Here is a 21,469-nt window from a genome sequence, read left to right on the forward strand (position 1 = left end):
TGGTCAGCCCTTGACGCCGCTGGAGGCGATGCTGTTGATGAAGGAGCGCTGGAACGCGATGAACATGATCACCACGGGAATAGTGATCAGGGACGCGTACGCCATCACTTCGCCCCACGAGACGTTGAGCTGGAAGAAGTACTGGATGCCGATCATCACGGGGCGCAGCTCCTCGGACTGGACCACCATGAGCGGCCACAGGTAGGAGTTCCAAGCGGGCAGGAAGGTCAGGATGGCAACGGTGGCGGTGGCCGGTCCGGCGAGCGGCATGACCACCTGGCGGTAGATCTTGAACCAGCCGGCGCCGTCGATTCTGGCTGCCTCGTCCAGTTCCTTCGGGATGGATTCGAAGTACTGGTGGTACAGGTAGATGGAGAACGCGTTGGCAATGAACGGAATGATCTGCACCTGGTAGGTGTCCAGCCAGCCCTTCGAGATCTCCAGGCTGAACCCGTTGAGCTCAAAGTACGGCAGCTGGTTCACCCACCACACCAAGGGCAGCGCCAGCGTCTGGAAGGGCACGATCAGGGTGGCGAGGATGGCGGTGAAGACCACGCGCTTGCCGCGCACCTGCATGCGGGACAGCGCGAAGGCGCAGAGGCTGTTGATGAAGATGCCCAGCACTACGGTGATGGTGGAGACACCGATGGAGTTGATCAGGAAGCGGGCTGCCGGGACGCGGTCGAACACTGCCGTGTAGTTGTCCAGAGAGATGTTTCCGATCGGCAGAAAGGCCGCCACGGACGACATGTCGCCGAAGATCTGCGTGTCCGGCTTCAGTGAGGACACCAGCATGAACACGATGGGGAAAGCGGCGACGGCGGCGAACAGGATCCGTACGGCCATGGCCGCTGCGCTGCTGAGTCGAAGAGCGTTTTTCACGTCAGTCCTTCTCTCGGGTCAGGTAGCGCTGCACCGCGGAGATCAGCAGCACCAGGACGAAGAATACGAGCGAGATGGCCGAGGCGTAGGAGGTTTCCTGCTGCTTGAAGCCGGAACGGACCGCCTCGTAGATGATGGTGGTGGTGGAGTCGAGCGGTCCGCCCTGGGTCATGACACTGACCTGGTCAAAGAGACCGAGGGCCTGGATGGTGATGGTCACCAGGACCAGGCTGCGGGTGTGCTTGAGGCCCGGCCAGGTCACGTAGCGGAACTGGTGCCAGCGACTGGCTCCGTCGAGCTGCGCGGCCTCGTACAGGTCGCCGGAGATGCTCTGCAGCCCGGCGAGCCAGATGATCATGTGGAATCCGGCCGCCTGCCAGATGGACAGAGCGATGATGGCCGGCATGGCGGTGGCCGGATCGTTGAGCCAGTCGGCGCCCTGGATGAGTCCGAAGCTGAAGGTGGACAGCAGCTCGTTGATCAGGCCTTCCTTGCGGTACATGAACAGCCACAGCAGGGACACCACCACCATGGACGTGACCACCGGGAGGAAGTAGATGGTGCGGAAGAAGTTCACGCCGCGGAATTTCTTGTTGATCAGCAGCGCCATGGCCAGGGCGATGCCCGACTGGACGGGGACCACCACAACGGCGAAGTAGCTGACGTTTAGCAGAGCACGCCAGAACGTGGGGTCGCTGAAGAGCCGGGCGAAGTTGTCCGTTCCGACGAACTCCACGGGACGGGGCGAGATGAGGCGGGCATTCGTGAAGGCGAGGCCGAAGCCCAGGATCGCGGGAAGGAAGACGAAGGCGAGCAGGAGGACTGCGGCCGGGGTGATCATCCCCCATCCGCTGAGCTGTTCGCGCAGGTATCCGGGGCGTTTGCGCCGCGGGGTTGGGGACTGGGCCGGCGCGGCCGTCCCGGTGACGGCGGGGCGGCGGCGGGAGGGAAGCTGGGTGGTTGTCATGGGGTCTCCGTTGACAGTGGGTGCCGGTGGTCCGACGACGGCGGCAGGTGCCGGCCGCCGTCGTCGGACCGTTGGGCAGCTGGCTAGCGCTTGTAGCCGCCGTTGGACTTGATGTTGGCGTCAATCGCCTTGACCGCCTTGTCCAGTACGGTCTTGGAGTCGGCGCCGGCCAGGATGTCCTGGACTGCCTTGCCGTACTCGGTGGCGATGAACGGGTAGGCGGGCGTCTCCGGCCGCATGACCGCGAACTTGCGGGAGAATTCCATGAACACCCGGTTGGCGCCGCCCTCGGCAAAGGCCGGAAGGAGCGCGGCGGCCCCGTCGGTGGCCGGGATGGTTCCTGTGGCCTTGGCCACTGCGGCCAGGTTCTCCGGCTTCAGGGAGTAGGACAGGTAGTCCATGGCGGCGTCAGCGTTCTTGCAGCCGCTCGTCACACCCCACTGCCACGACGCGCCGCCGATCTTGGGACCGTTGCCCAGGTCCACCGTCGGCATGACCACCAGGTCCTTGCCGAGTGCAGTACGGGCCTTATCCGCTGCCCAGGAACCGGTGTAGAGAAGGCCGCTCTTGTTGTTCAGGAAGTCCTGGGTGGAATCCTTGCCGCTCTTCTTGGCCATGAAGCCCTGGTCCACGAGGCCGCGGAACCAGTTGGCCCACTCGATGGCTTTGTCCCCGTTGAGGGCGCCGTCCGCGGACTGGAAGCCGTCACGGTTGACCAAATCGCCGCCGAAGGACTGCAGGAGCGGCGAGTAGCCGTAGGGCAACCACTCGCCGGCGCCGGCCGTCCCCATGTCCAGGGGGTACTGCCACTTGCCGAGGGCCTTGAGCTTGGTCAGCGCGTCCTGGAACTCTTCCTTGGTCCACGGCTTGTCGATGGTGGCGGCGCGGACTCCGGCGGCCTTAAGGTCCGAGGCGCGGGCAAGCATCGCCAGCGCTACGTCGTAGTAGCCCACGGCGTAGGTCTGGCCCTCCCACTTGGCCACGGTGCTGGGCAGGTTCTTCGAGATGTCGGCGGAGAGCTTGAGCGGGGTCAGGTACTGCGCCCAGGCCCAGTTGGGGACGTTGGGGCCGTCGATGTCCACGATGCAGGGCAGCTTGCCGGCGGCAGCCGCGGAGACCACGGAGTCGTTGTAGGACTCCTGCGGGAAGGCCTGGACCTTGATGTTGGCCTTGGCGCCGCTGCTCTTGTTGTAGGAATCGACGATTCCCTGAATGGCCTTGAGCTCGTCCGGGTTGCCGGCGTTGTGGGTCCACATGGTGATTTCATTGGAGCCCTCGGTCGATGCCGAGGCGCTGCCTTTGCCGCAGGCGCCGAGGCTGCCTACGAGTGCCGCCGCGGCTATGCTGGTGGCCAGGACCCGCGTGAATCGCTTGTTCATGATGGTCAATCCTTTGCTGAATTTGTGCGTGGATGATTGCCCGGGGTCCGTCGGGGGCGCGGCCGGTGCAACGGCTGCGTCCCCCTTTTTGACGGTTTCCCGGTGGTGGAACTGATGGTTGGTGTGTGTGCCTTGTGGCTTAGCCTGGCGGGGGGCCCACCGATCCCCGCTCAATCAGGGGGCATTCCAGCTGCGTCTGGGCCGCCGCCATGCCCGGATTCTCGATGTCGTCCAGGATGCGGTTGACCGCCCAGCGCCCCATGTCATAGTGCGGCAGGGCCACAGTAGTCAGCCCCGGCCACAGTGAGTCCGCGATGAGCTCCAGGTTGTCGATGCCCACAATGGAGACGTCTTCCGGAATGCGCAGTCCCAGTGCCGTTGCCGCCTGGTAGGCGCCCATCGCGACCCTGTCACTGAAGCAGAACAGGGCGGTGGGACGGTCCGGCTGGCCGAGCAGGGCCAGCCCGGCTTCCCGGCCGCCTTTGGTGTCGGGCTTCCCGATCACAAAGTGGCGGGGATCGTGTTCCAGCCCGTGCCGGCGCAGGGCGTTGAGGTAGCCTTCCAGCCGGCCGTGGGTTGCCGGGATGTCGTCCACGTTGTTGATCATCCCGATCCGGGTGTGGCCGGCCCGGATGAGGGCGTCGACGGCGGTTTCGGCAGCACCGACCTCGTCGGGGACAATTGACGAGACCGCGGTGTCGCCGGTGACGGCATCAAGCAGCACCGTGGGAAGGCCGTCCAGTTCGGCAGGAACCTGGACACCCTGGTGGTACAGCCTGGCGTAGACCACGCCGTCCACCTGGTGCTGCTGGAGCATCCGGATTTCCCGGGCCTCCAGCTCGCTGTCCAGGCCCGAGTTGACCACCATGACCACGTAGCCGCGTTCGTAGGCGGCGTCCTGCGCTCCGCGGATCATGGCGCCGGCGAAGGGGGTGGTGGTGATCTCGTCACTGACGAGCCCAAGAATCTGAGACCGCTGGTTACGCAATCCGCTGGCGAGCCGGTTGGGGGCATAGCCAAGGTCCTTGGCCACGTCCCGGACGTGCTGCTGGGTTTCCGCTTTGACCCGGAAGCTGGTGGCGTCGTTGAGCGCGTGCGACACGGTGGTCACCGAGACCCCGGCGGCTCTCGCCACCTCGCGTATACCAACTTTGGTCGCCATCGACTGTCCTTTGCAAAACGTTTTGTGTGCTTGTGTGACCCACAGTACACAAAACGTTTTGCAAGTGTCAACCCGCGCGGGCCGACACCACCCGGCCGAAGGGATCCGGCCGGATCTGCCGGCCGGGCGGTTAGTGGCGTTGCCCGAGGGGTTCAGGCAACGCTGGCTCCGGGAGGTTTGCCCGGGCCCGGGAGGCAAGCGCCGGAGACATGGCCAGAACGATGGCACCGGCCAACGGAATGACCAGCAGCCCGGTACGGAGGCCTGCGGTATCCGCGACTGCCCCGACAACGGGCGGTGAAAGCAGGAATCCGAGCCGCATGAGCCAGCTGATGACGGCCAGTCCGGTTCCCGCCCTGAGCCCGGGCAGTTCGTCAGCGGTGTGCATGGCGGCGGGCACAAGGGTCGCCACCCCGAGGCCCGCCAGTCCGAAGCCGGTGATAGTGCCTGCGACGGACGGAAAGAGCAGGGCCGTGCCCATTCCGGCAGCGGCAACGGTCCCTCCGGCCTGCGCGACAAGCCGCTGACCGAAGCGGTCAACCAGGCGGTCTCCGAACATGCGGCCGATGAACTGCATGCCGGTCAGGGCAACGAAGCCAAGCCCCGCCACTGTCGCGGAAGCTCCGAGGGGGCCGGACAGGTAGACCGCGGCCCAGGAACTGCCCGCGTCTTCCACCAGGGCCCCGGCCGCTGCGATAAGGACAAGCGCCGCGAGAATGAAGTACTTCGCCAACGCGCCCCGGGCAGCGCGGCGGTTCTGTCCGGGCGCTCCGGCTGCCTCCGGCACTTCGACGGGCTCCGGCCCCGGCAGCAGGTAGCGGTAGCAGGTAAGAGTCAGCGCGCTGAAGACGACCAGCGATACCGCCAGATGCAGGCCCCGCGGGATGTCCAGTCCGGCTGCCGCTGCACCCATGAGGCCGCCCAGGACGGCGCCGATGCTCCAGACTGCGTGGAACGAGTTGAGGATGGACCGTTTGTACAGCCGCTGCACCCGCAATCCGTGCGAATTCTGGGCCACGTCGGTGACGGCGTCCATTGCGCCGGCGACAAACAGCGTTGCCGCAAGGGCCAACCAGGACGGGGCGATCCCCGCGAGCAGGATAGCGACCCCGATCAGCCAGGTGCCCGCCGTCGCGACGCGCGATGATCGGAAGCGGCGCACCAGGACCCCGGACGCCAGGCCGGCAATAATTGCCCCCAACGGAAATGACGCGACGGCGACGCCGAATTGGGCGTTGCTCAGCTGGAGATCGTCGATAATTGCCGGGTAACGGGGCAGCAGGTTGGCGAAGAGCGCGCCATTGGTCAGAAACAGTGCCGCCATGGCGAACCGGGCGCGCTGTAGCCGCTGCGGGGACAGTTGGGGCGCGTCGGCAGGGACAAAAGCTGAACTCATGAGTCGGGTGCAATTCTTTCGACGGCCTCGCGGACCGTTTGTACGGGCATGGGGTTCAGGGCCAGCGCCCGGTGGATGGACAGGCCCTCAATCAGCGCATCGAGCATCCGGGCAGTGTCCGGATCGAAGTGCCGTTCCAGTGCTGCCCGGCTCCGCGCCATCCAGGTGTCGGTCACCTGCCGCAGGTTGGGGCGGCGGGCGGCCAGCGCATACAGCTCGTACGTCAGCAGGATGCTTCGCCGCTCCCCCAGCAGGTCACCGGTGATCAGCCCGACGACGGCCTCCCGCGCCTGCCGGGGACCGTCCGCCGCGGACAGCGCTGCTTCGAAGCCGTCTGCAGTAAGGTCGGCGAGCTTCGTAAAGGCGGCCGCCAGGAGCTCGTCGATGCCCTGAAAGTGGTAGGTCATGGAGCCGAGGGGGACGTTTGCGGCCGCCGCGACCTTCCGGTGCGTTGTGCCGGCAACCCCGTTTTCAGCGATGACATCCAGCGTGACGTCAATCAGGCGCTCCCGGCGTCCCGGATCATGGCGGCGGGAGCGCGGTTTTTCCGACGGCGGCCCCTGGGGCGCCGTCACAGCTCACGGACCACGCGGGCCGGGTTTCCCACGGCCACGACGTTGGGCGGCACATCGCGGGTGACCACCGCCCCGGCGCCGATGACGCTGTTTTCACCCACTGTGACCCCAGGCAGGATGATGGCCCCGCCGCCGATCCAGACGTTGTCGCCAATGGTGATCGGCTGGGCCGCCTCAAGCTTGTCCCGCCGGGGCCGGGGTTCCAGCGGATGCGTGGGCGTCAGCAGCTGGACGTTGGGGCCGATCTGGCAGTCCTCGCCGATGGTGATCGGCGCAACGTCCAGGGCTGTGAGGTTGAAGTTGATGAACGTGCCTTTGCCGACCCGGATGTAGGTGCCATAGTCGACGAACAGCGGCGGCCGGATGTGGGCGCCGTCGGCAAGTTCACCCAAGAGTTCCCTGATGATCGGCTGCGCCGAGTCGATATCGCGGGCATAGGCTGCCTGGTACTCGACGGCCAGCCGGACTGCGCGCTGCTGCCGGGCGGCAATGTTGGGGTCGTCGGAGATGTAGAGGTCCCCTGCCAGCATGCGCTCGTGGTTGGTCCGGGTGTCGCCTGCGAAGTAGTCGGAAGTCATGCGTACAAGCGTACACAGTGCTATGTACATTTGTACACACCATGTATCCGCGCCCTGTCGGGGTTTCGACGAGCTCAACCAGCGCAGGCCGTGATCCAGGTTTCGACAAGCTCAACCAGCGCAGGCCGGGATCCAGGTTCCGACAAGCTCAACCAGCGCAAGCCGGGATCCAGGTTTCGACGAGCTCAACCAGCGCAGGCCGGGATCCAGGTTTCGACAAGCTCAACCAGCGCAAGCCCGTGCCCGCACATGAGTCCGGCCCAGGACCGCCCTTGCGGGCGGCACCGGGCCGGACGTCGAGTGAAGCTGTGCCGCTACCGGCCTGTGGTGAAGCTCCAGGACGTTCCGATGAGCGGGTTTGCCGCAGCATCCTTGATGCTCGTGGACAGGACCACCGTGTACTTGGTGCTTGCTGCGAGGGTGACGTTGGGGTTCAGCGTGGCGACCCGCGTCGTGGCGTTGTAGCTGACCGCGTAGCTGACGAGTGCTCCCGTGGCCGTGTTCCTTAGGGCGAAGGTTCCACCGCTGACACCGCTGACCGCCTCACTGATGGTTGCCGTCACGTTGGCCGTCCGGCTCACCCCCGTTGCGTTGACCGCGGGCGTCCTGCCGGTCACCGTCGGCCGCGGGCCGGTGGTGAAGGCCCAGGAGGACGCAGCAAGCGGGTTGCCCGCCAGATCCGTGATGCCCGCAGTGACGCTTGCGGTATGCTTCCTGTCGGCAGCGAGGGTAGCCGTTGGGTTCAGCGTGGCAACTCTGGTGGTGGCGTTCCAGCTGACAGGTGAGGCCACGAGGGCGCCCGCACTGTTCTTCAGGGTAAAGGACGCGGTGCCCAGGCCGGAGATGGCCTCATTGAAGGTTGCCGTGACGTTGCCCGTCTGGCTGACCGACATGGAGTTCAGCGCCGGCGCCTTGGCTGTGAGGACGGGCGCCACGGTGTCGACCGTAACGGCAAGGGACCCGGCCGACATCGTTTCGGTGCCGCCTGCAGTAGTTTCACTGGCCGTGATCGTATGGCGACCATTCGCAAGCGCCGCGGTCGGAGTCAGTGAGAAACTGCCGTTCGCTGCAACTGTTGCCGTGCTGCTGGCAACGCCGTCGACGTAGAGCGTTGCGTTCGTGGAATCGGGCAGCGCAACAGCTCCCGCGAAAGTGGGGGTGGCATTGCGGGTGATGTTGTCCGCGTTAGAGCTACCCGTGTCCGAAGCGGCGGTCATGTCGGGGATCGACGGGCCTTTGGCGAGCGGCGCCGTGCACGGTGCGGTTGGGCCGCCGATCTGGCCAAACTCGAAGATGGTGTTTTCAGTCAGGAGCGCCGGGTTGCGCCCGAGCCACATGCCGCGGCTTTCAGCGTTGGCTGGCCTGGATGCCCTGTCCGCATCTGAAAGACCGTCAGCCCCGCCCACAGCTGTGAGACCTGTCCACGTCGCCGTCCAGGTGGTGAGCCCCGGGCCGTCGTAAGCCAGGGTGCCGTCGTCGCCGGCAGCGGCGCTGGCGCGGAGTGTCCGCTTCCCGTTGACGGCGAATGACTGGTTTTTGGCCACAATGCGGGCCTGCAGCTGGTCAATCGGAATCTGTCCGCCGCCTGGCGCGACTGCGGTCCCCTTCATGACGACAGTTCCCGGCCCCGTCTTGGTAGCCTGCTGCGTTACAGTGACGTCCGCCGTGAAAGTCTCGTCGCCCACGTCGGGCGCCGTGAGAATGCGGACGACGTCCCCCGTGCGGATGTCCGGGGTCACTGTGTCCCAGCAGCCACCACCGGGATGGTTAACCTCCACGAGACCGTCAAAGCCGGCAGTTGTCGGGTCATCCTGCGGCACCAGACCGGCGGCACTGCCAATGACGGCACCGCCGCGGAGCACCTGGACTGTAGGCCGGTCGCCTGCAGCATAGCCGGATGAAGACACGAAATCCCTGACCGGGAAGACGAGGATTGAGTGCGGCGCGGCCGGCACAGGATTGATGACGGCGAACGCGGGTACGGCCGCGGACTGTGCAGCCAGGACGACTAGCGCCCCCGCGGTGATCCCCGTTGCCAAGCGCTGACGATTGCGTGCAGAATTCATGGAAAGCTCCCCTCCAAAGGCCCAGACTTCACCTGGCTGAACCCCAGCCCGCCGGTGATGCACATCAGGTCCATGGCCCGATGTGGATGCCAGTATCGGAAAGCGACCCTGCGGAAAACCTAGACAGCGGGGCCCGGGTCCCCCGAATGGGGGTGCCCGGGCCCCGTGCCCTGCTTCGCTACGCGTCCACCAGGTCCTCGTCCACTTCCTCGAACTCCACGGCCGCCACGATTTCCTTGGTCTCCGGGTTGAGCATGAAGGCCTCATCGTCCTCTTCAATCATGAGGAAGTAGCCGTGGTCCGTGCTGAAGTGCCAGGCCAGGACCGTCTCGCCGTTGTGCTCGTAGTTGGGATCGCCCATGGTGATCTTCTGCAGCGCGTAACCTGCGATGCCGCACAGCTCGCGGATGATGACCTCGAACTCAGGGGCGTTATCCAATGCTTCCTCCTCGGCTTCGGCACGGCGCTCGTCGAGGTCCGGGATCTGGGCCACGCGCATCGCGATATGGGCGGTGAGCTCGACCTCGGTCAGGACCAGCAGTCCTTCCTGGCCCCGAAGCCAGGCTGCGTTGAGGCCGGTGACGTCCTCGGTTTCCAGCAGCGATTCGAATTCGGCGTCGAGGTCTTCCATGGCCTGGACGGCCTCCGGCAGTTCCCCGTCAGACTCTGCGTCCCATTCGCCGTCCAGGTAGATGTCCGCTTCCTCGTCCGCGAGGGAATCGAAGGCCGCCGCGGTGCGGTTGAACAGCTCCAGGTGGGCTGTGGCGCCCATTCCTTCGAGGCCGTCGCGGACGTAGGTATCCAGCTCTTCACGCTCCGGCGCGGTGAAGACGTACTGTGCAAAGCCGCCGCCCAGTGACTGGGTCACGTAGAAGTCCACGAAGTAGCTGCGCAGGGCGTTGGGCGCGATCTCCCCGGAGTTGAGGAGCTCTTGGTACATCGTGTTCACCACGGAGACGTTGGCGTCAACAATCTCGTCGTTGCCGGCCTCGGTGCCTTCAAGGGTCAAAACGACAGGGTATTCGCTGGAAGTCATGGGAAATCCTCACTGCAGAAAGCCGGTGGTGCTCAGGACCCTTTCAACGTACGCGCCGACACTTGCCCGGCGGTTGAGTGGGAGGTGAACGCCAGGCGAAGTTTCAGGGCACCTCCCGGCTGACTAAGATGGATCAGATAACCTGCAGATTTTTGACCTGCTGAAAGTAGCGCGCACCATGCCATCCAAACCGGACGAGAGTGCGGCACTGGCAATCCAGACCCCCGCGATCAACGACCGCTCCCTCGCGGCCGGACTCGCGTATGCCATGGGCAGCCGCGTGTCCGGGATCTCGTTCGACGCCGTCACGGGGCTGATGCTGGGCAAGGTGCGCGGCGGCGCCGACTTGCCGTATTCGACCACGGCTAAACTCGTGCGGAGAGCCGCTGGCTGGAGCTGCACGGTGGGTGTCTGCAGCTGTCCCGTCCGCAAGGACTGCAAGCATGTGGCCGCGCTGCTGTTCGCCGCCGAGGACAATCCTGCCATCCGGGTTAAGCTGCTGGCTCCGGCGGAGGTTTCCCGGCTGTCGCGCGAGCCGTCCGGTCCGGAGCTCGCGGACTGGGAGCAGGCGCTGAGCCCGCTGATTTCACAACCGGGCATTACCCAGTCCACCGGCGGCATCCCGCTGGCCCTCCAGTTCGAGGTGGAGGAACCGGCCCCGCATTTCTCCTACACCGGCCGCCGGGATCCGCTCCGCAGCGTCCGCCAGCTCAAGGCCCGCCCGGTGATCATGGGGGCCAAGGGCAAGTGGATCCGTGGCGATGTCTCCTGGAACACGCTCAGCTACCTGAATTTCCGGCGCGAATGCAACGAGGCCCACGTGGAGTGGATGCAGGCCTTCCTCGTTGCCCATACGTCGGCCGCCAGCCGGGTGCACTCGTCGACCGCCCTGTGGCTGGGGATGAACACCTTTGCCGGCAAGAACCTGTGGAGCCTGCTGGATGAGGCCAAGAAGATCGGCGTGGCCCTGGTCCACAGCCGTGGGCAGGAGCCGGTCCGGATCGCAGAAGTGCCTGCCGCCGTCGGCCTTAATCTGAGCCGTTACGGCTCCGGCGTGGATGGTGCAGCGGTGGATGTCGCAGCGGCGACGGACAACGCGGCGGCGAATGGCGCCAGGTCCAGGACGTCCGACGGCGGCGGGCTGGAGCTTGCGCCCACCATCACCGTTGAGGGCGCGGAGGTGGATCCGGCATCGGTGGGAACCATCGGCCGCCCGGCGCATGGCATCTTCATAACCTCCGGCGGGGATGCGCTGCCCGGCGTTGCGGCGGACACCGTGATCACCCTGGCGCCGCTCGAAAGCGGCCTGAGCGAAGAACTCCTGACGTTCGTCACGGCCGGGAGCACCCTTCACATCCCAGCCCGCGACGAAAGCCGCTTCCTCACAGGGTTCTACCCGAAGCTGAAGCAGACGGCCCGGGTTACGGCGTCGGACGAATCGGTTGAACTGCCCACCCTGGCCATCCCCACCCTGTCCCTGCTGGCCAATTACGGCGCCGACCACCGCCTCAGGCTGCACTGGGAGTGGCACTACAAGTCCGGAAACCTCGTCACCGCGCAGCCGCTGTGGCGGCACCCGGGTGACCACGGCTACCGGGACGACCCCGCCGAAGCGAGGATCCTTGAGGCCGTGGGTCAGCCCTGGGATGTTGTGCCGGCGCTGGGTGAATCCGCTACGGGCGGCTGGGGCACGCCGCGGCTTGCGGGCACCGCCGAACTCAGCGGCCTGGACACGCTGGCCTTCACCGAGGAAGTCCTCCCCCGCCTGCAAAACACCGCAGGCGTCGATGTGGACACATCCGGCGATATCGCAGACTACCGCGAGGCCGAGGAAGCCCCGGTGGTGGCGATTTCGACGAAGGCGACGGACCAGCGGGACTGGTTCGACCTCGGCATCGTGATCACCCTCGAGGGCCAGCCTGTGTCCTTCGCGGCGCTGTTCTCGGCCCTGGCGGCCGGGCAGACACGCATGCTGCTCCCCAGCGGTGCGTACTTCTCCCTCGACCTCCCCGAGCTGCACCAGCTGCGGGCGCTGATTGATGAAGCCCGCGCCCTGCAGGACAACAAGGACGCCCCGCTGCAGATCAGCCGCTTCCAGGCGGGCCTGTGGGACGAGCTGGCGCAGCTGGGAATCGTGGACGAACAGGCGGCCGCCTGGCGTGAGGCGGTAGGCGGACTGCTTGAGGGCGGAGTGAACGGCCTGCCGCTGCCTGCCACGCTGAACGCCGACCTGCGCCCCTACCAGCTGGAGGGCTACAACTGGCTGACCTTCCTGTACCGGCACGGGCTGGGCGGGGTGCTGGCGGACGACATGGGCCTCGGCAAGACCGTCCAGGCTCTGGCGCTGATGTGCGCCGCCAAGGACCACGCCGCTGCTGGTGCTGCTCCGGTTGAGGACACGGCAACGCCCGACGGCGCCGCGCCCTTCCTGGTGGTGGCGCCCACGAGCGTCGTGGGCAACTGGGAGGCGGAGGCCGCGCGCTTCGCGCCGGGCCTCACCGTGCGGGCCATCGGCGAGACCTTCGCGAAGAACGGGGTGGACCCCGCCGAGGCCATGGCCGGGGCGGACATCATCATCACGTCCTATGCGCTGTTCCGGATCGACTACGACGCTTACGCCTCGCGGCAGTGGGCCGGGCTGGTGCTGGACGAGGCGCAGTTCGTGAAGAACCACCAGTCAAAGGCCTACCAGTGCGCCCGCAAGCTGCCGGCGGCGTTCAAGCTCGCCATCACCGGCACCCCGCTGGAGAACAACCTGATGGAGTTCTGGGCGCTGACATCGATTGTGGCGCCGGGCCTGTTCGCGAGTCCCAAGCGGTTCGCCGAGTACTACCAGAAGCCGGTGGAAAAAAACGGTGACAAGGGGCAGCTGGACAAGCTCCGCCGTCGGGTCCGCCCCCTGATGATGCGCCGGACGAAAGAGCAGGTCATCCACGACCTGCCGCCCAAGCAGGAGCAGATCCTTGAAGTGGTGCTGAACCCCCGGCACCAGAAGGTCTACCAGACACACCTGCAGCGGGAACGGCAGAAGATCCTGGGCCTGATCGACGACGTCAACAAAAACCGCTTCACCATTTTCCAGTCGCTCACACTGCTGCGGCAGCTAAGTCTGGATGCGTCGCTGGTGGACGCGTCGCTGTCCGGTGTGCGATCCAGCAAGCTGGACGTCCTGTTCGAACAGCTCGAGGACCTGGTGGCCGAAGGCCACCGGGCGCTGATCTTTAGCCAGTTCACGGGTTTCCTAGGGAAGGTCCGTGAGCGCCTCGTCGAGGAGAACATCGAGTTCTGCTATCTCGACGGCGGAACCCGGAACCGCACCGACGTGGTGAACGAGTTCAAGAACGGCGCGGCCCCGGTGTTCCTGATCAGCCTCAAGGCCGGCGGCTTCGGGCTGAACCTGACCGAGGCCGACTACGTGTTCCTGCTGGACCCGTGGTGGAACCCCGCCTCCGAAGCCCAGGCCGTGGACCGCACGCACCGCATCGGCCAGGCCAGAAACGTGATGGTCTACCGGCTGGTGGCCAAGGACACCATCGAGGAGAAGGTCATGGCGCTGAAGGCGAAGAAGTCGCAGCTCTTCGCCGACGTGATGGAAGGCGATGCCCTGTCCGGCGGTTCGCTGACCGCTGAGGACCTGGCCGGGCTGTTCAACGACTGACAACCTGCCGGGACGACACGAATCAGGCCGCGGCCGGTGCAGTCCGGGGCGGCAGCGCAGCCAGCTTCATGAGCCGCCGGCCCAGCGCCTTGCCCTTGCCCTTCCACCAGCTGTCCTCATCGTTGTCTGTGTACCACCGGTAGGTCACGACGACCAGCACAAACATCCCGGCAGTGACGTCCGGCCATACGCCGGACGCCGCCGCGATCAGCACCTTGATCGCCGTGACCAGGATCGCCGGCGGCGCCAGCGTCCGGAAGACGGTGTTGGCCACGTAGCGGCGGTGGGAACGGGGCACGGAGAGCACCCGGACCATGTCGAAGCAGGCGCACACGACGACGAGGACCTGCCCCAGTGTCAAAAGGACCGTGCCCGGCAGGGAGGCTGCGAATTGCACCGCCGATGCCAGTCCGGAGCTCATGGCCTGCTCCAGGACGATTCAAGACCGGATGCCGCGGATCCTTGCCGGGACCCGGCCCGCCTGGCCGAAAAGTACATTTCGTTGCCCCCGTCACTGTGACTGTTGCCCTGCCAGACCAATTCAACGACCCGCCGTACCCTTAAGTCACGGTGGGCAGCTACCCGTCTTTTGTGCCGCAACTACCCGGAATTACTCGGCAGTACGCAGGCAGTCCGCAGTCGGGCCCGGGTGCAGCATCCCCTGAAGCGATGCTTGACCCGCTGCCGGCACGCATGTCATGGTTGCAAGCCTGGCGTCCAGCGCCTCCGTGCGGCGGTCACGCCACCGCGCAACGTCAGCCGACAGACCAGAACGGACAGACGCATGACGAGACTGTTGATAGTCGGCCCTCCCGGGTCGGGCAAAGGCACCCAGGCGCACCGCCTCAGCGAAAAGTTGGGCATCCCGGAGATCTCCACCGGGGACATGTTCCGAAGCCACCTGAGTGACCAAACGCCTCTGGGCAACCAGGCCAAAAAATATCTCGATGCCGGCGACCTTGTGCCCGACCACATCACTACGGCGATGGTGCGGGAGCGGTTGCAGCAGGACGACACGGGGAACGGCTTCCTGCTCGACGGTTACCCCCGAACCCTGAGCCAGATGGAGAACCTGGACGGCATTCTCGAGAGCAGCGGGAAAACCCTGGACGCTGTTCTGGAAGTCACCGCTGATGACGACGAGATCGTCCGCCGGCTCCTTCTCCGTTCCGGGGCCGAAGGGCGCAGCGATGACACCGAGAGCGTCATCCGTCACCGCCTGCAGCTTTACCGCGAAGAGACCCAGCCCGTCATCGCACGCTACGGCCGACGCGGCATACTGGTCTCCGTCGATGGCACCGCCGACGTCGACCACGTCACCGCCAGCGCGCTGAAGGGGATCGAAACCGTCAAAGCGCGGACTGCCACCTGACAGCCGCGCCGGCGCATTTCTCCAGCCGCGGCCAACACCGCGGGGCGCTTCACACCGCTTTCCACGCATACCGCCGCTCGGGACGTCCGACGCCGTACTTGAGGGTCACATCCACCAGCCCCTCATCGTTGAGGTACTCCAGGTAGCGCCGCGCACTCACCCGGGAAGTGCCGACCAGGACGGCCAGCTCAGCCGCGGAAACGTCCCCCGGGGCCGCGTGCAGCGCCCTCTCCACCACCTGCAGCGTCTCGGCGCTGCATCCCTTCGGCAGCGGCCGGTCCCCGCGCTCCAGGCCGAATACCCGGTTGACGTCGGCCTGTTCCGCCACATCTTTCGAGGAGGTAAGGCTCTGGTAGGCATTCCGGTAATGCTCCAGGCGTTCCTGCAGGTCCGTCTGAGAGAACGGCTTGATCAGGTAATGCACGATCCCGCCGCGCAGGGCACGCCGCACCGTCTCCACTTCCCGGGCGGCGCTGATGACCAGGACGTCCAGCTCGGGCGCCACCTCCCGCAGGCGGTGCATCAGGTCCAGCCCGTTGATGTCCGGAAGATGGATGTCCAGCAGTACGAGGTCAGGCTGGAGCCTGGTCGTTTCCAGAATCGCCTGCGCCCCGGTATGGGCAACACCGACGACGGCGAAACCCGGGGTGCGCTGGATGAATCCGGCGTGGACTTTGGCAACCATGAAGTCGTCGTCAACAATCAGGACACTGATCATGGCCGCCCTCCCTTACCCTTGTGACCGATGGGAAAAAGCTCCGCCGTGAACACTGCGCCGGCGTCGTTGTGTACCGTGAGTCGTCCGCCCCGGCGCTGGCAGACCACCCGCGCAAGCGCGAGGCCGTAGCCGCGGCCGCCGTCGGACGAATTCTTGGTGCTGAATCCCTGCCGGAAGATGTCATCCATGACGTCCGCCGGGACGCCCGGACCGGAGTCCCGCACCACAACCCGCACACCGCCGTCGGCCTCCTCGATGAGCACCTCCGCCTCGGCGTCGAAAGCGGCATTCGTGACTGCATCGAGCGCGTTGTCCACAAGGTTGCCCACCACGGTGGTCAGGTCCCGGGACAGCTCCTCATCCACTCTGCCCAGCCGGGACTCCGGCGCAAGTTCAAGCGAAACGCCGCGCTCGGCGGCAAGGCTCGACTTCGCGATGAGCAAGGCTGCCAGGGCTGGATCTTCAATCCGGCTGGTCACTTCATCATTGAGGCGCGTGCGGTTGGACGTAGTGCCGTTCACGAACTGGACGACGGCGTCATACTCGCCGATCTGGATCAGCCCGGAAATCGTATGGAGCTGGTTGGCGAATTCATGCGCCTGCGCGCGGAGGGTGTCCGTGGCCGTCCGCGTCGTGCCAAGCTCCCGTTCGAGGGAGGCCAGTTCCGTCCGGTCGCGCAGCGTGGTCACCGAACCGATGACGCGCCCGTGCGAGCGCATGGGCATCCGGTTCAGCACCAGCAGGTTCTCCCCCACCAAGACCAGGCGGTCCGGACCGGGCTGGTCCTGCGTCAGCACTTCCTTCAGGGCGGGCTGCACCCTCAGGCTGCCAAGACTCTTGCCCACGCAGTCGTCGGGCAGGCCCAGCAGGCGCCGGGCACTGTCATTAACCACAGAGATCCGCTGTTGGGGGTCGAGCGCCACCACTCCCTCCTTGAGTCCGTGGAGCATGGCTTCGCGGTTCTCGACGAGGCCGGTGATCTCATCCGGCTCCATGCCCAGGGTCTGACGCTTGACCCGCCGGGCCAGCAGCAGCGATCCCGCCAGGCCCAGGACGCTGGCAACGCCCAGGTAGGTCAGCAGGTTCGGAACGGCATCGCCCAGCCGCTCCAGCACGGACGGGAAGTTCCTGCCGACGGCGGCTATGCCCACCATCTTGCCCCGGTCGTCCAGCACGGGCACGTGAGCCGAGAGCGCTTCCGAGGCCCCGCTCCCCACCAATCCGGTCCAGGCCCGCCCGGACATCACCACGCTGTCGCCGAGCTCCATCTCGCGGCCCTCCTGTGATGGGTCCCAGGACGTCACTACCGTCCTGTCAGCGCGGGCCAGGGTAACCTGCGAGGAACCCGAGATGGTCCGCACCGACTCTGCAACCGAGGGGAGTGCGGACCCGCTGCCCGGCTGGGCGTTTGCCAGCAGGCTGCGGACCGTCGGATTGGCAGCCAGCGTCTCGGCGGCCGACAGCGCACGGCGCCCTTCGATCCGTTCAAAGGTTGCAGCGGACTGCGCCAGCGAGATTGCCACCACCGCCACCAGCACTGCCAGCACAATCAGCAGCTGGAGCCTGAGATACTGCCCCGCGAGGGACATTCCTCGCCGTCGAGTCATGTGCTGCTGTCTTCCTTGTGTTTTCGGGTGGGGCGGGAGGTCTTCACCGCGCCCGCGGTTCCCCGCCGTCTGCATCGCGGTGGGGTGAACTATACCCCACACGGGCCGGCTGATTTTCGCCGGCATGCGAGGCTTCTTCGAGCGCTGCCGCGGCTCCGTTTGCGCCCCGTTGCACCTCTGATTGCAGTCCGGAAACGTGAACGCAATGAACTTAACTTTCTCTGGTTACACAAGAGTGAGCCGCGTCACCTTGGGCCCTAGCATCGGAGAACCCCGATCAAACGGATCAACGAGAAGAGGAACAACATGCGCGGATTCAGCGCATTGCGCGTGGCTGCAGTCGCTGCAGGCATCGCCCTATTGGCTACAGGCTGCGGCGCAACCGGCAAGACTGCCGCAGGCCCGTCCACCGCCGCTGCGGACAGCTCCCCCCTGGCGGGGCTGCGCATCATGGTGCCCAACACTCCCGGCGGTGGCTACGACACCACGGCCCGAGCAGCGGCGAAGGTCCTCGAAGACGAGAAGCTCGCCACGAACCCGGAGGTCTTCAACCTCGCCGGCGCAGGCGGCACCGTGGGCCTGGCCCGCATCGTGAACGAAAAGGCCAACGGCGACCTCACCATGCTGATGGGTCTGGGCGTCGTCGGAGCCAGCTACACCAACAAGTCCGAGTCGAAGCTGACCGAGACCACTCCACTGGCCCGCCTCATCGAGGAGCCCGGCGCCATCATGGTGTCCAAGGACTCGCCGTACAAGACCATCGACGACCTCGTGGCCGCATGGAAGAAGGACCCGTCCAAGGTAAGCGTGGGCGGCGGCTCCTCCCCCGGCGGCCCGGACCACCTCCTGCCCATGCAGCTCGCGGGTGCGGTGGGCATCGACGCCACCAAGGTCAACTTTGTCTCCTACGACGGCGGCGGTGACTTGCTCCCCGCCATCCTCGGCAACAAGCTGGGCTTTGCTGCCTCAGGCGCCGGGGAATACCTCCAGCAGATCAAGACCGGAGACATCCGCGTCCTGGCCACCAGCGGCGAAAAGAAGCTTGAGGGCGTTGATGCCCCCACGCTCAAGGAGTCCGGCATCGACCTGGTCTTCACGAACTGGCGCGGCATCGTGGCTCCTCCCGGAATCAGCGACGCCGACCGTGACGCCCTGATCGCCACCCTCAAGAAGATGCACGAGTCGGCGTCCTGGAAGGAATCCCTGAAGACACACAGCTGGTCCGACGCCTTCATCACCGGTGATGAATTTAAGTCCTTCCTCACGGAACAGGACAAGCGCGTTGCCGACGTTCTGACGAAGCTCGGCCTGGCGTGACCTCCTTGTCATCCCGCCTCAAAGGCCGCTCCGAGCTGGGCGTCGCCGCCCTGCTCGGGGCGGCCGGCGCCGTGGTCCTCCTGGATGCAGCGCGCCTGGTCACGCCCTACTCCCAGTCGGACCCCGTGGGCCCCAAGACCCTGCCCGTCATCGTGGGAGCGCTCCTGCTCGTCTCGGCCGTGATGCTGGCCGTGAATGTCCTCCGCGGCGGCCACGGCGAGGCCGAAGCGGGCGAAGACGTCGACCTGAGTCATCCCGCGGACTGGAAGACCGTCCTCCCGCTGGCCGGCGCCTTCATTGCCAACATCCTGCTGATCGACTGGGCCGGCTGGGTCATCTCCGGAACGGTGCTCTTCTGGGGCAGCGTCTGGGCCCTCGGAAGCCGCCACTATGTCCGCGACGGGCTCATCTCGCTGGCCCTGGCGCTGCTGACGTTCTACGGCTTCTACCTCGGCCTGGGCATCGCCCTTCCGGCCGGACTCCTTGAAGGGATTCTCTAGATGGACATCCTGTCCTCACTGATGGACGGGTTCGCGACGGCGCTGACCCCCATCAACCTCCTCTACGCCCTGATCGGCGTCATCCTCGGCACCGCAGTCGGCGTCCTCCCCGGCATCGGGCCGGCCATGACCGTGGCATTGCTCCTGCCGGTGACCTACGTCCTGGAACCCACCAGCGCCTTCATCATGTTCGCCGGCATCTACTACGGCGGCATGTACGGCGGCTCCACCACCTCCATCCTGCTCAACACTCCGGGTGAGTCGTCGTCCGTGATTACCGCGATCGAGGGCAATAAGATGGCCAAGGCAGGCAGGGCCGCGCAGGCCCTGGCCACGGCAGCCATCGGCTCCTTTGTGGCCGGCACCATCGGCACGGCGCTGCTGGTGGTTTTCGCCCCCATCGTGGTCCAGTTCGCAGTCAGCCTCGGCTCCCCCAGCTACTTCGCCATCATGATCCTGGCCCTGTTGGCCGTCACCGCCGTCCTGGGCGCGTCCCGGCTGCGCGGCTTCGCCTCGCTGGGTCTCGGCCTGGCCATCGGCCTCGTGGGCATCGATTCCGTCAGCGGTCAGCGGCGCCTCACCTTCGGCCAGCCGCTGCTGGCCGACGGGCTGGACATCGTGGTGGTCGCCGTCGCCATCTTCGCCGTCGGCGAGGCCCTGTGGGTGGCGGCGCACCTGCGCCGCACTCCGCTGCAGATCATTCCCGTCGGCCGGCCCTGGATGGGCAAGGAAGACTGGAAGCGGTCCTGGAAACCCTGGCTGCGCGGGACGGCCCTCGGCTTCCCCTTCGGCGCGCTCCCAGCCGGCGGCGCCGAAATCCCCACCTTCCTCTCCTACGTGACCGAGAAGCGGCTTTCGAAGCACCCGGAGGAGTTCGGCAAGGGCGCCATCGAAGGCGTCGCCGGACCCGAAGCGGCCAACAACGCCGCGGCAGCGGGCACCCTGACCCCGATGCTCGCCCTCGGTTTGCCCACCAACGCCACGGCCGCCGTCATGCTGGCCGCCTTCGTCCAGTTCGGCATCCAGCCCGGACCCCTCCTGTTCGCCAACGAAGGCCCGCTGGTCTGGGCGCTGATCGCCAGCCTGTTCATCGGCAATACGCTGTTGCTGCTGGTCAACCTTCCGCTGGCCCCGGTGTGGGCGAAGCTCCTGCGGCTCCCCCGCCCGTACCTTTACGCCGGCATCCTGTTCTTCGCCACCCTGGGCGCGTACTCCGTGAACCTCCAGTCGTTTGACCTGGTGATCCTGCTGGTCCTGGGCGCCCTCGGCTTCATGATGAGGCGCTACGGCCTGCCGGTGCTGCCCCTCATTCTCGGCGTGATACTGGGGCCGCGCCTGGAAAAGCAGCTCCGTCAGACGCTGCAGCTCTCCGCCGGCGACGTCTCCGGACTCTGGAGCGAGCCGATCGCCGTCGTCGTGTACATCCTGGTGGGAATCATCCTGGTCTGGCCGCTGCTGCTGAAGGCGTGGCGCCGCGCCCGCCCCCGCCAGCTGGCAGCCGTCGGTACTTTCGCTGACAGCCCCCTTGTGGACGGCCCCCTCGCGGACAGCCCTACCGCGGCACGGTCGACGGCGCACAGCCCGACGGCGGCCGACTCGACGGCGGCCCGCGACAGCCAGGCAGTTGCCACCGACGGCCGGGAAAACGCGGAGACCCACGCGGTCACCCACGTCAGCAACGGACAGGAGAAACAGTGAGCATCATCGTCGGGTACGTTCCCACGGCAGAAGGCGCAGCAGCCCTGGACCGGGCGATCGCCGAGGCCCGGAGAAACCAGAGCCGGCTCGTCATCATCAATTCCTCGCGGGGCGACGCCCTGGTGGACAAACGCTACGTCCAGGCCGAGGACCTCAACGCAGTCACCGAGCGGCTGGAACGAGAGGGTGTGGAGCATCTCGTGCTGCAGCCGGTCCGCGGGAATGATGCAGCCAACGAGGTGCTGGAAGCCGCAGAGAAGTACCGCGCCGACCTGATTGTCATCGGCCTCCGGAAGCGCACGCCGGTGGGAAAGCTGATCATGGGCAGCACGGCGCAGCAGATCCTGCTCGAAGCCTCCTGCCCGGTGCTGGCGGTCAAGGCCGGCGCCTGACACTGCGGCGGAGCAATCACCAGCCCGCCACACGCACCCCGTCAACAACCACGCCTCGGGCCGGTGTCCGATCCATTGGGATCCGGATACCGGCCCGAGGCGCTTTGAAAGGACCATAATGACTGTTTGCGCCCCCGATCTCCGGGCCCGTCCAACGTGGCCGCCC

Annotated in this window: 18 protein-coding genes; 6 read left to right on the forward strand and 12 right to left on the reverse strand. The window is 66.3% G+C overall.

Annotation, left to right across the window (positions count from 1 at the left end; translation table 11 throughout):
- Positions 1–3 precede the first annotated feature (3 nt).
- The 9 genes from AC1DDG_RS11885 to AC1DDG_RS11925 form a co-directional block, all read right to left on the reverse strand.
- On the reverse strand, positions 4–882 hold the full coding sequence (locus tag AC1DDG_RS11885; protein ID WP_476876213.1) for a carbohydrate ABC transporter permease: 879 nt from the start codon (positions 880–882) through the stop codon (positions 4–6).
- 1 nt (position 883) lies between these two features.
- On the reverse strand, positions 884–1,849 hold the full coding sequence (locus AC1DDG_RS11890) for a carbohydrate ABC transporter permease (RefSeq protein ID WP_476876214.1): 966 nt from the start codon (positions 1,847–1,849) through the stop codon (positions 884–886).
- An 83-nt stretch (positions 1,850–1,932) separates the two neighbouring features.
- A complete protein-coding gene (locus AC1DDG_RS11895; RefSeq protein ID WP_476876215.1) occupies positions 1,933–3,228 on the reverse strand; it encodes a sugar ABC transporter substrate-binding protein in 1,296 nt (431 codons plus the stop codon).
- A gap of 139 nt (positions 3,229–3,367) precedes the next feature.
- Positions 3,368–4,390: a LacI family DNA-binding transcriptional regulator gene (locus AC1DDG_RS11900; protein WP_476876216.1), complete on the reverse strand. Its 1,023-nt coding sequence runs from the start codon at positions 4,388–4,390 to the stop codon at positions 3,368–3,370.
- 130 nt (positions 4,391–4,520) lie between these two features.
- A complete protein-coding gene (locus AC1DDG_RS11905) occupies positions 4,521–5,786 on the reverse strand; it encodes an MFS transporter (RefSeq protein ID WP_476876217.1) in 1,266 nt (421 codons plus the stop codon).
- The gene (locus tag AC1DDG_RS11910) at positions 5,783–6,361 is read right to left on the reverse strand and encodes a TetR/AcrR family transcriptional regulator (protein ID WP_476876218.1); all 579 of its coding nucleotides are present in this window, start codon (positions 6,359–6,361) and stop codon (positions 5,783–5,785) included. The genes AC1DDG_RS11905 and AC1DDG_RS11910 overlap by 4 nt, the downstream gene beginning before the upstream one ends.
- A complete protein-coding gene (locus AC1DDG_RS11915; protein WP_476876219.1) occupies positions 6,358–6,939 on the reverse strand; it encodes a sugar O-acetyltransferase in 582 nt (193 codons plus the stop codon). Before AC1DDG_RS11915 ends, AC1DDG_RS11910 begins: the two co-directional genes overlap by 4 nt.
- A 314-nt stretch (positions 6,940–7,253) precedes the next feature.
- A complete protein-coding gene (locus AC1DDG_RS11920; RefSeq protein WP_476876220.1) occupies positions 7,254–8,978 on the reverse strand; it encodes an Ig-like domain-containing protein in 1,725 nt (574 codons plus the stop codon).
- A gap of 205 nt (positions 8,979–9,183) precedes the next feature.
- A complete protein-coding gene (locus AC1DDG_RS11925; protein ID WP_476876221.1) occupies positions 9,184–10,041 on the reverse strand; it encodes a DMP19 family protein in 858 nt (285 codons plus the stop codon).
- 178 nt (positions 10,042–10,219) lie between these two features.
- Between AC1DDG_RS11925 and AC1DDG_RS11930 the strand changes: the two genes are divergently transcribed.
- Positions 10,220–13,699, forward strand: a complete 3,480-nt coding sequence (locus tag AC1DDG_RS11930) for a DEAD/DEAH box helicase (RefSeq protein ID WP_476876222.1) — start codon at positions 10,220–10,222, stop codon at positions 13,697–13,699.
- A 22-nt stretch (positions 13,700–13,721) separates the two neighbouring features.
- On the opposite strand, the gene AC1DDG_RS11935 is transcribed toward AC1DDG_RS11930, so the two are convergent.
- On the reverse strand, positions 13,722–14,120 hold the full coding sequence (locus tag AC1DDG_RS11935) for a hypothetical protein (RefSeq protein ID WP_476876223.1): 399 nt from the start codon (positions 14,118–14,120) through the stop codon (positions 13,722–13,724).
- A 363-nt stretch (positions 14,121–14,483) separates the two neighbouring features.
- Here AC1DDG_RS11935 and AC1DDG_RS11940 point away from each other — a divergent pair, with 363 nt between their 5' ends.
- Entirely contained in the window at positions 14,484–15,071 is a 588-nt protein-coding gene (locus tag AC1DDG_RS11940) for an adenylate kinase (protein ID WP_476876224.1), read from the forward strand.
- A gap of 49 nt (positions 15,072–15,120) precedes the next feature.
- Here AC1DDG_RS11940 and AC1DDG_RS11945 read toward each other — a convergent pair whose 3' ends face one another.
- Complete coding sequence (locus tag AC1DDG_RS11945) at positions 15,121–15,789, reverse strand: response regulator (protein ID WP_476876225.1); 669 nt, start codon at positions 15,787–15,789, stop codon at positions 15,121–15,123.
- Positions 15,786–17,378, reverse strand: coding sequence for a sensor histidine kinase (locus AC1DDG_RS11950; protein WP_476876276.1), 1,593 nt, complete (start codon positions 17,376–17,378; stop codon positions 15,786–15,788). The genes AC1DDG_RS11945 and AC1DDG_RS11950 overlap by 4 nt, the downstream gene beginning before the upstream one ends.
- A gap of 324 nt (positions 17,379–17,702) precedes the next feature.
- On the opposite strand from AC1DDG_RS11950, the gene AC1DDG_RS11955 reads away from it, so the two are divergent.
- From AC1DDG_RS11955 to AC1DDG_RS11970, 4 genes are read left to right on the forward strand one after another with little or no spacing between them, the layout of a single operon-like run.
- The gene (locus AC1DDG_RS11955) at positions 17,703–18,713 is read left to right on the forward strand and encodes a Bug family tripartite tricarboxylate transporter substrate binding protein (RefSeq protein ID WP_476876226.1); all 1,011 of its coding nucleotides are present in this window, start codon (positions 17,703–17,705) and stop codon (positions 18,711–18,713) included.
- Positions 18,710–19,213, forward strand: a complete 504-nt coding sequence (locus AC1DDG_RS11960; protein ID WP_476876227.1) for a tripartite tricarboxylate transporter TctB family protein — start codon at positions 18,710–18,712, stop codon at positions 19,211–19,213. Before AC1DDG_RS11955 ends, AC1DDG_RS11960 begins: the two co-directional genes overlap by 4 nt.
- A complete protein-coding gene (locus AC1DDG_RS11965; protein WP_476876228.1) occupies positions 19,214–20,911 on the forward strand; it encodes a tripartite tricarboxylate transporter permease in 1,698 nt (565 codons plus the stop codon).
- A complete protein-coding gene (locus AC1DDG_RS11970; RefSeq protein WP_230121354.1) occupies positions 20,908–21,303 on the forward strand; it encodes a universal stress protein in 396 nt (131 codons plus the stop codon). Before AC1DDG_RS11965 ends, AC1DDG_RS11970 begins: the two co-directional genes overlap by 4 nt.
- The last annotated feature ends 166 nt before the right edge of the window (positions 21,304–21,469 follow it).

The organism is Arthrobacter sp. 10L430, assembly GCF_056395245.1.

Bases quoted from the DNA above. Each gene is read 5' to 3' on its own strand.
- AC1DDG_RS11890 (WP_476876214.1), bottom strand. From the start codon at position 1,849: ATGACAACCACCCAGCTTCCCTCCCGCCGCCGCCCCGCCGTCACCGGG.
- AC1DDG_RS11895 (WP_476876215.1), bottom strand. From the start codon at position 3,228: ATGAACAAGCGATTCACGCGGGTCCTGGCCACCAGCATAGCCGCGGCG.
- AC1DDG_RS11900 (WP_476876216.1), bottom strand. From the start codon at position 4,390: ATGGCGACCAAAGTTGGTATACGCGAGGTGGCGAGAGCCGCCGGGGTC.
- AC1DDG_RS11905 (WP_476876217.1), bottom strand. From the start codon at position 5,786: ATGAGTTCAGCTTTTGTCCCTGCCGACGCGCCCCAACTGTCCCCGCAG.
- AC1DDG_RS11915 (WP_476876219.1), bottom strand. From the start codon at position 6,939: ATGACTTCCGACTACTTCGCAGGCGACACCCGGACCAACCACGAGCGC.
- AC1DDG_RS11925 (WP_476876221.1), bottom strand. From the start codon at position 10,041: ATGACTTCCAGCGAATACCCTGTCGTTTTGACCCTTGAAGGCACCGAG.
- AC1DDG_RS11930 (WP_476876222.1), top strand. From the start codon at position 10,220: ATGCCATCCAAACCGGACGAGAGTGCGGCACTGGCAATCCAGACCCCC.
- AC1DDG_RS11935 (WP_476876223.1), bottom strand. From the start codon at position 14,120: ATGAGCTCCGGACTGGCATCGGCGGTGCAATTCGCAGCCTCCCTGCCG.
- AC1DDG_RS11940 (WP_476876224.1), top strand. From the start codon at position 14,484: ATGACGAGACTGTTGATAGTCGGCCCTCCCGGGTCGGGCAAAGGCACC.
- AC1DDG_RS11945 (WP_476876225.1), bottom strand. From the start codon at position 15,789: ATGATCAGTGTCCTGATTGTTGACGACGACTTCATGGTTGCCAAAGTC.
- AC1DDG_RS11950 (WP_476876276.1), bottom strand. From the start codon at position 17,378: ATGTCCCTCGCGGGGCAGTATCTCAGGCTCCAGCTGCTGATTGTGCTG.
- AC1DDG_RS11955 (WP_476876226.1), top strand. From the start codon at position 17,703: ATGCGCGGATTCAGCGCATTGCGCGTGGCTGCAGTCGCTGCAGGCATC.
- AC1DDG_RS11965 (WP_476876228.1), top strand. From the start codon at position 19,214: ATGGACATCCTGTCCTCACTGATGGACGGGTTCGCGACGGCGCTGACC.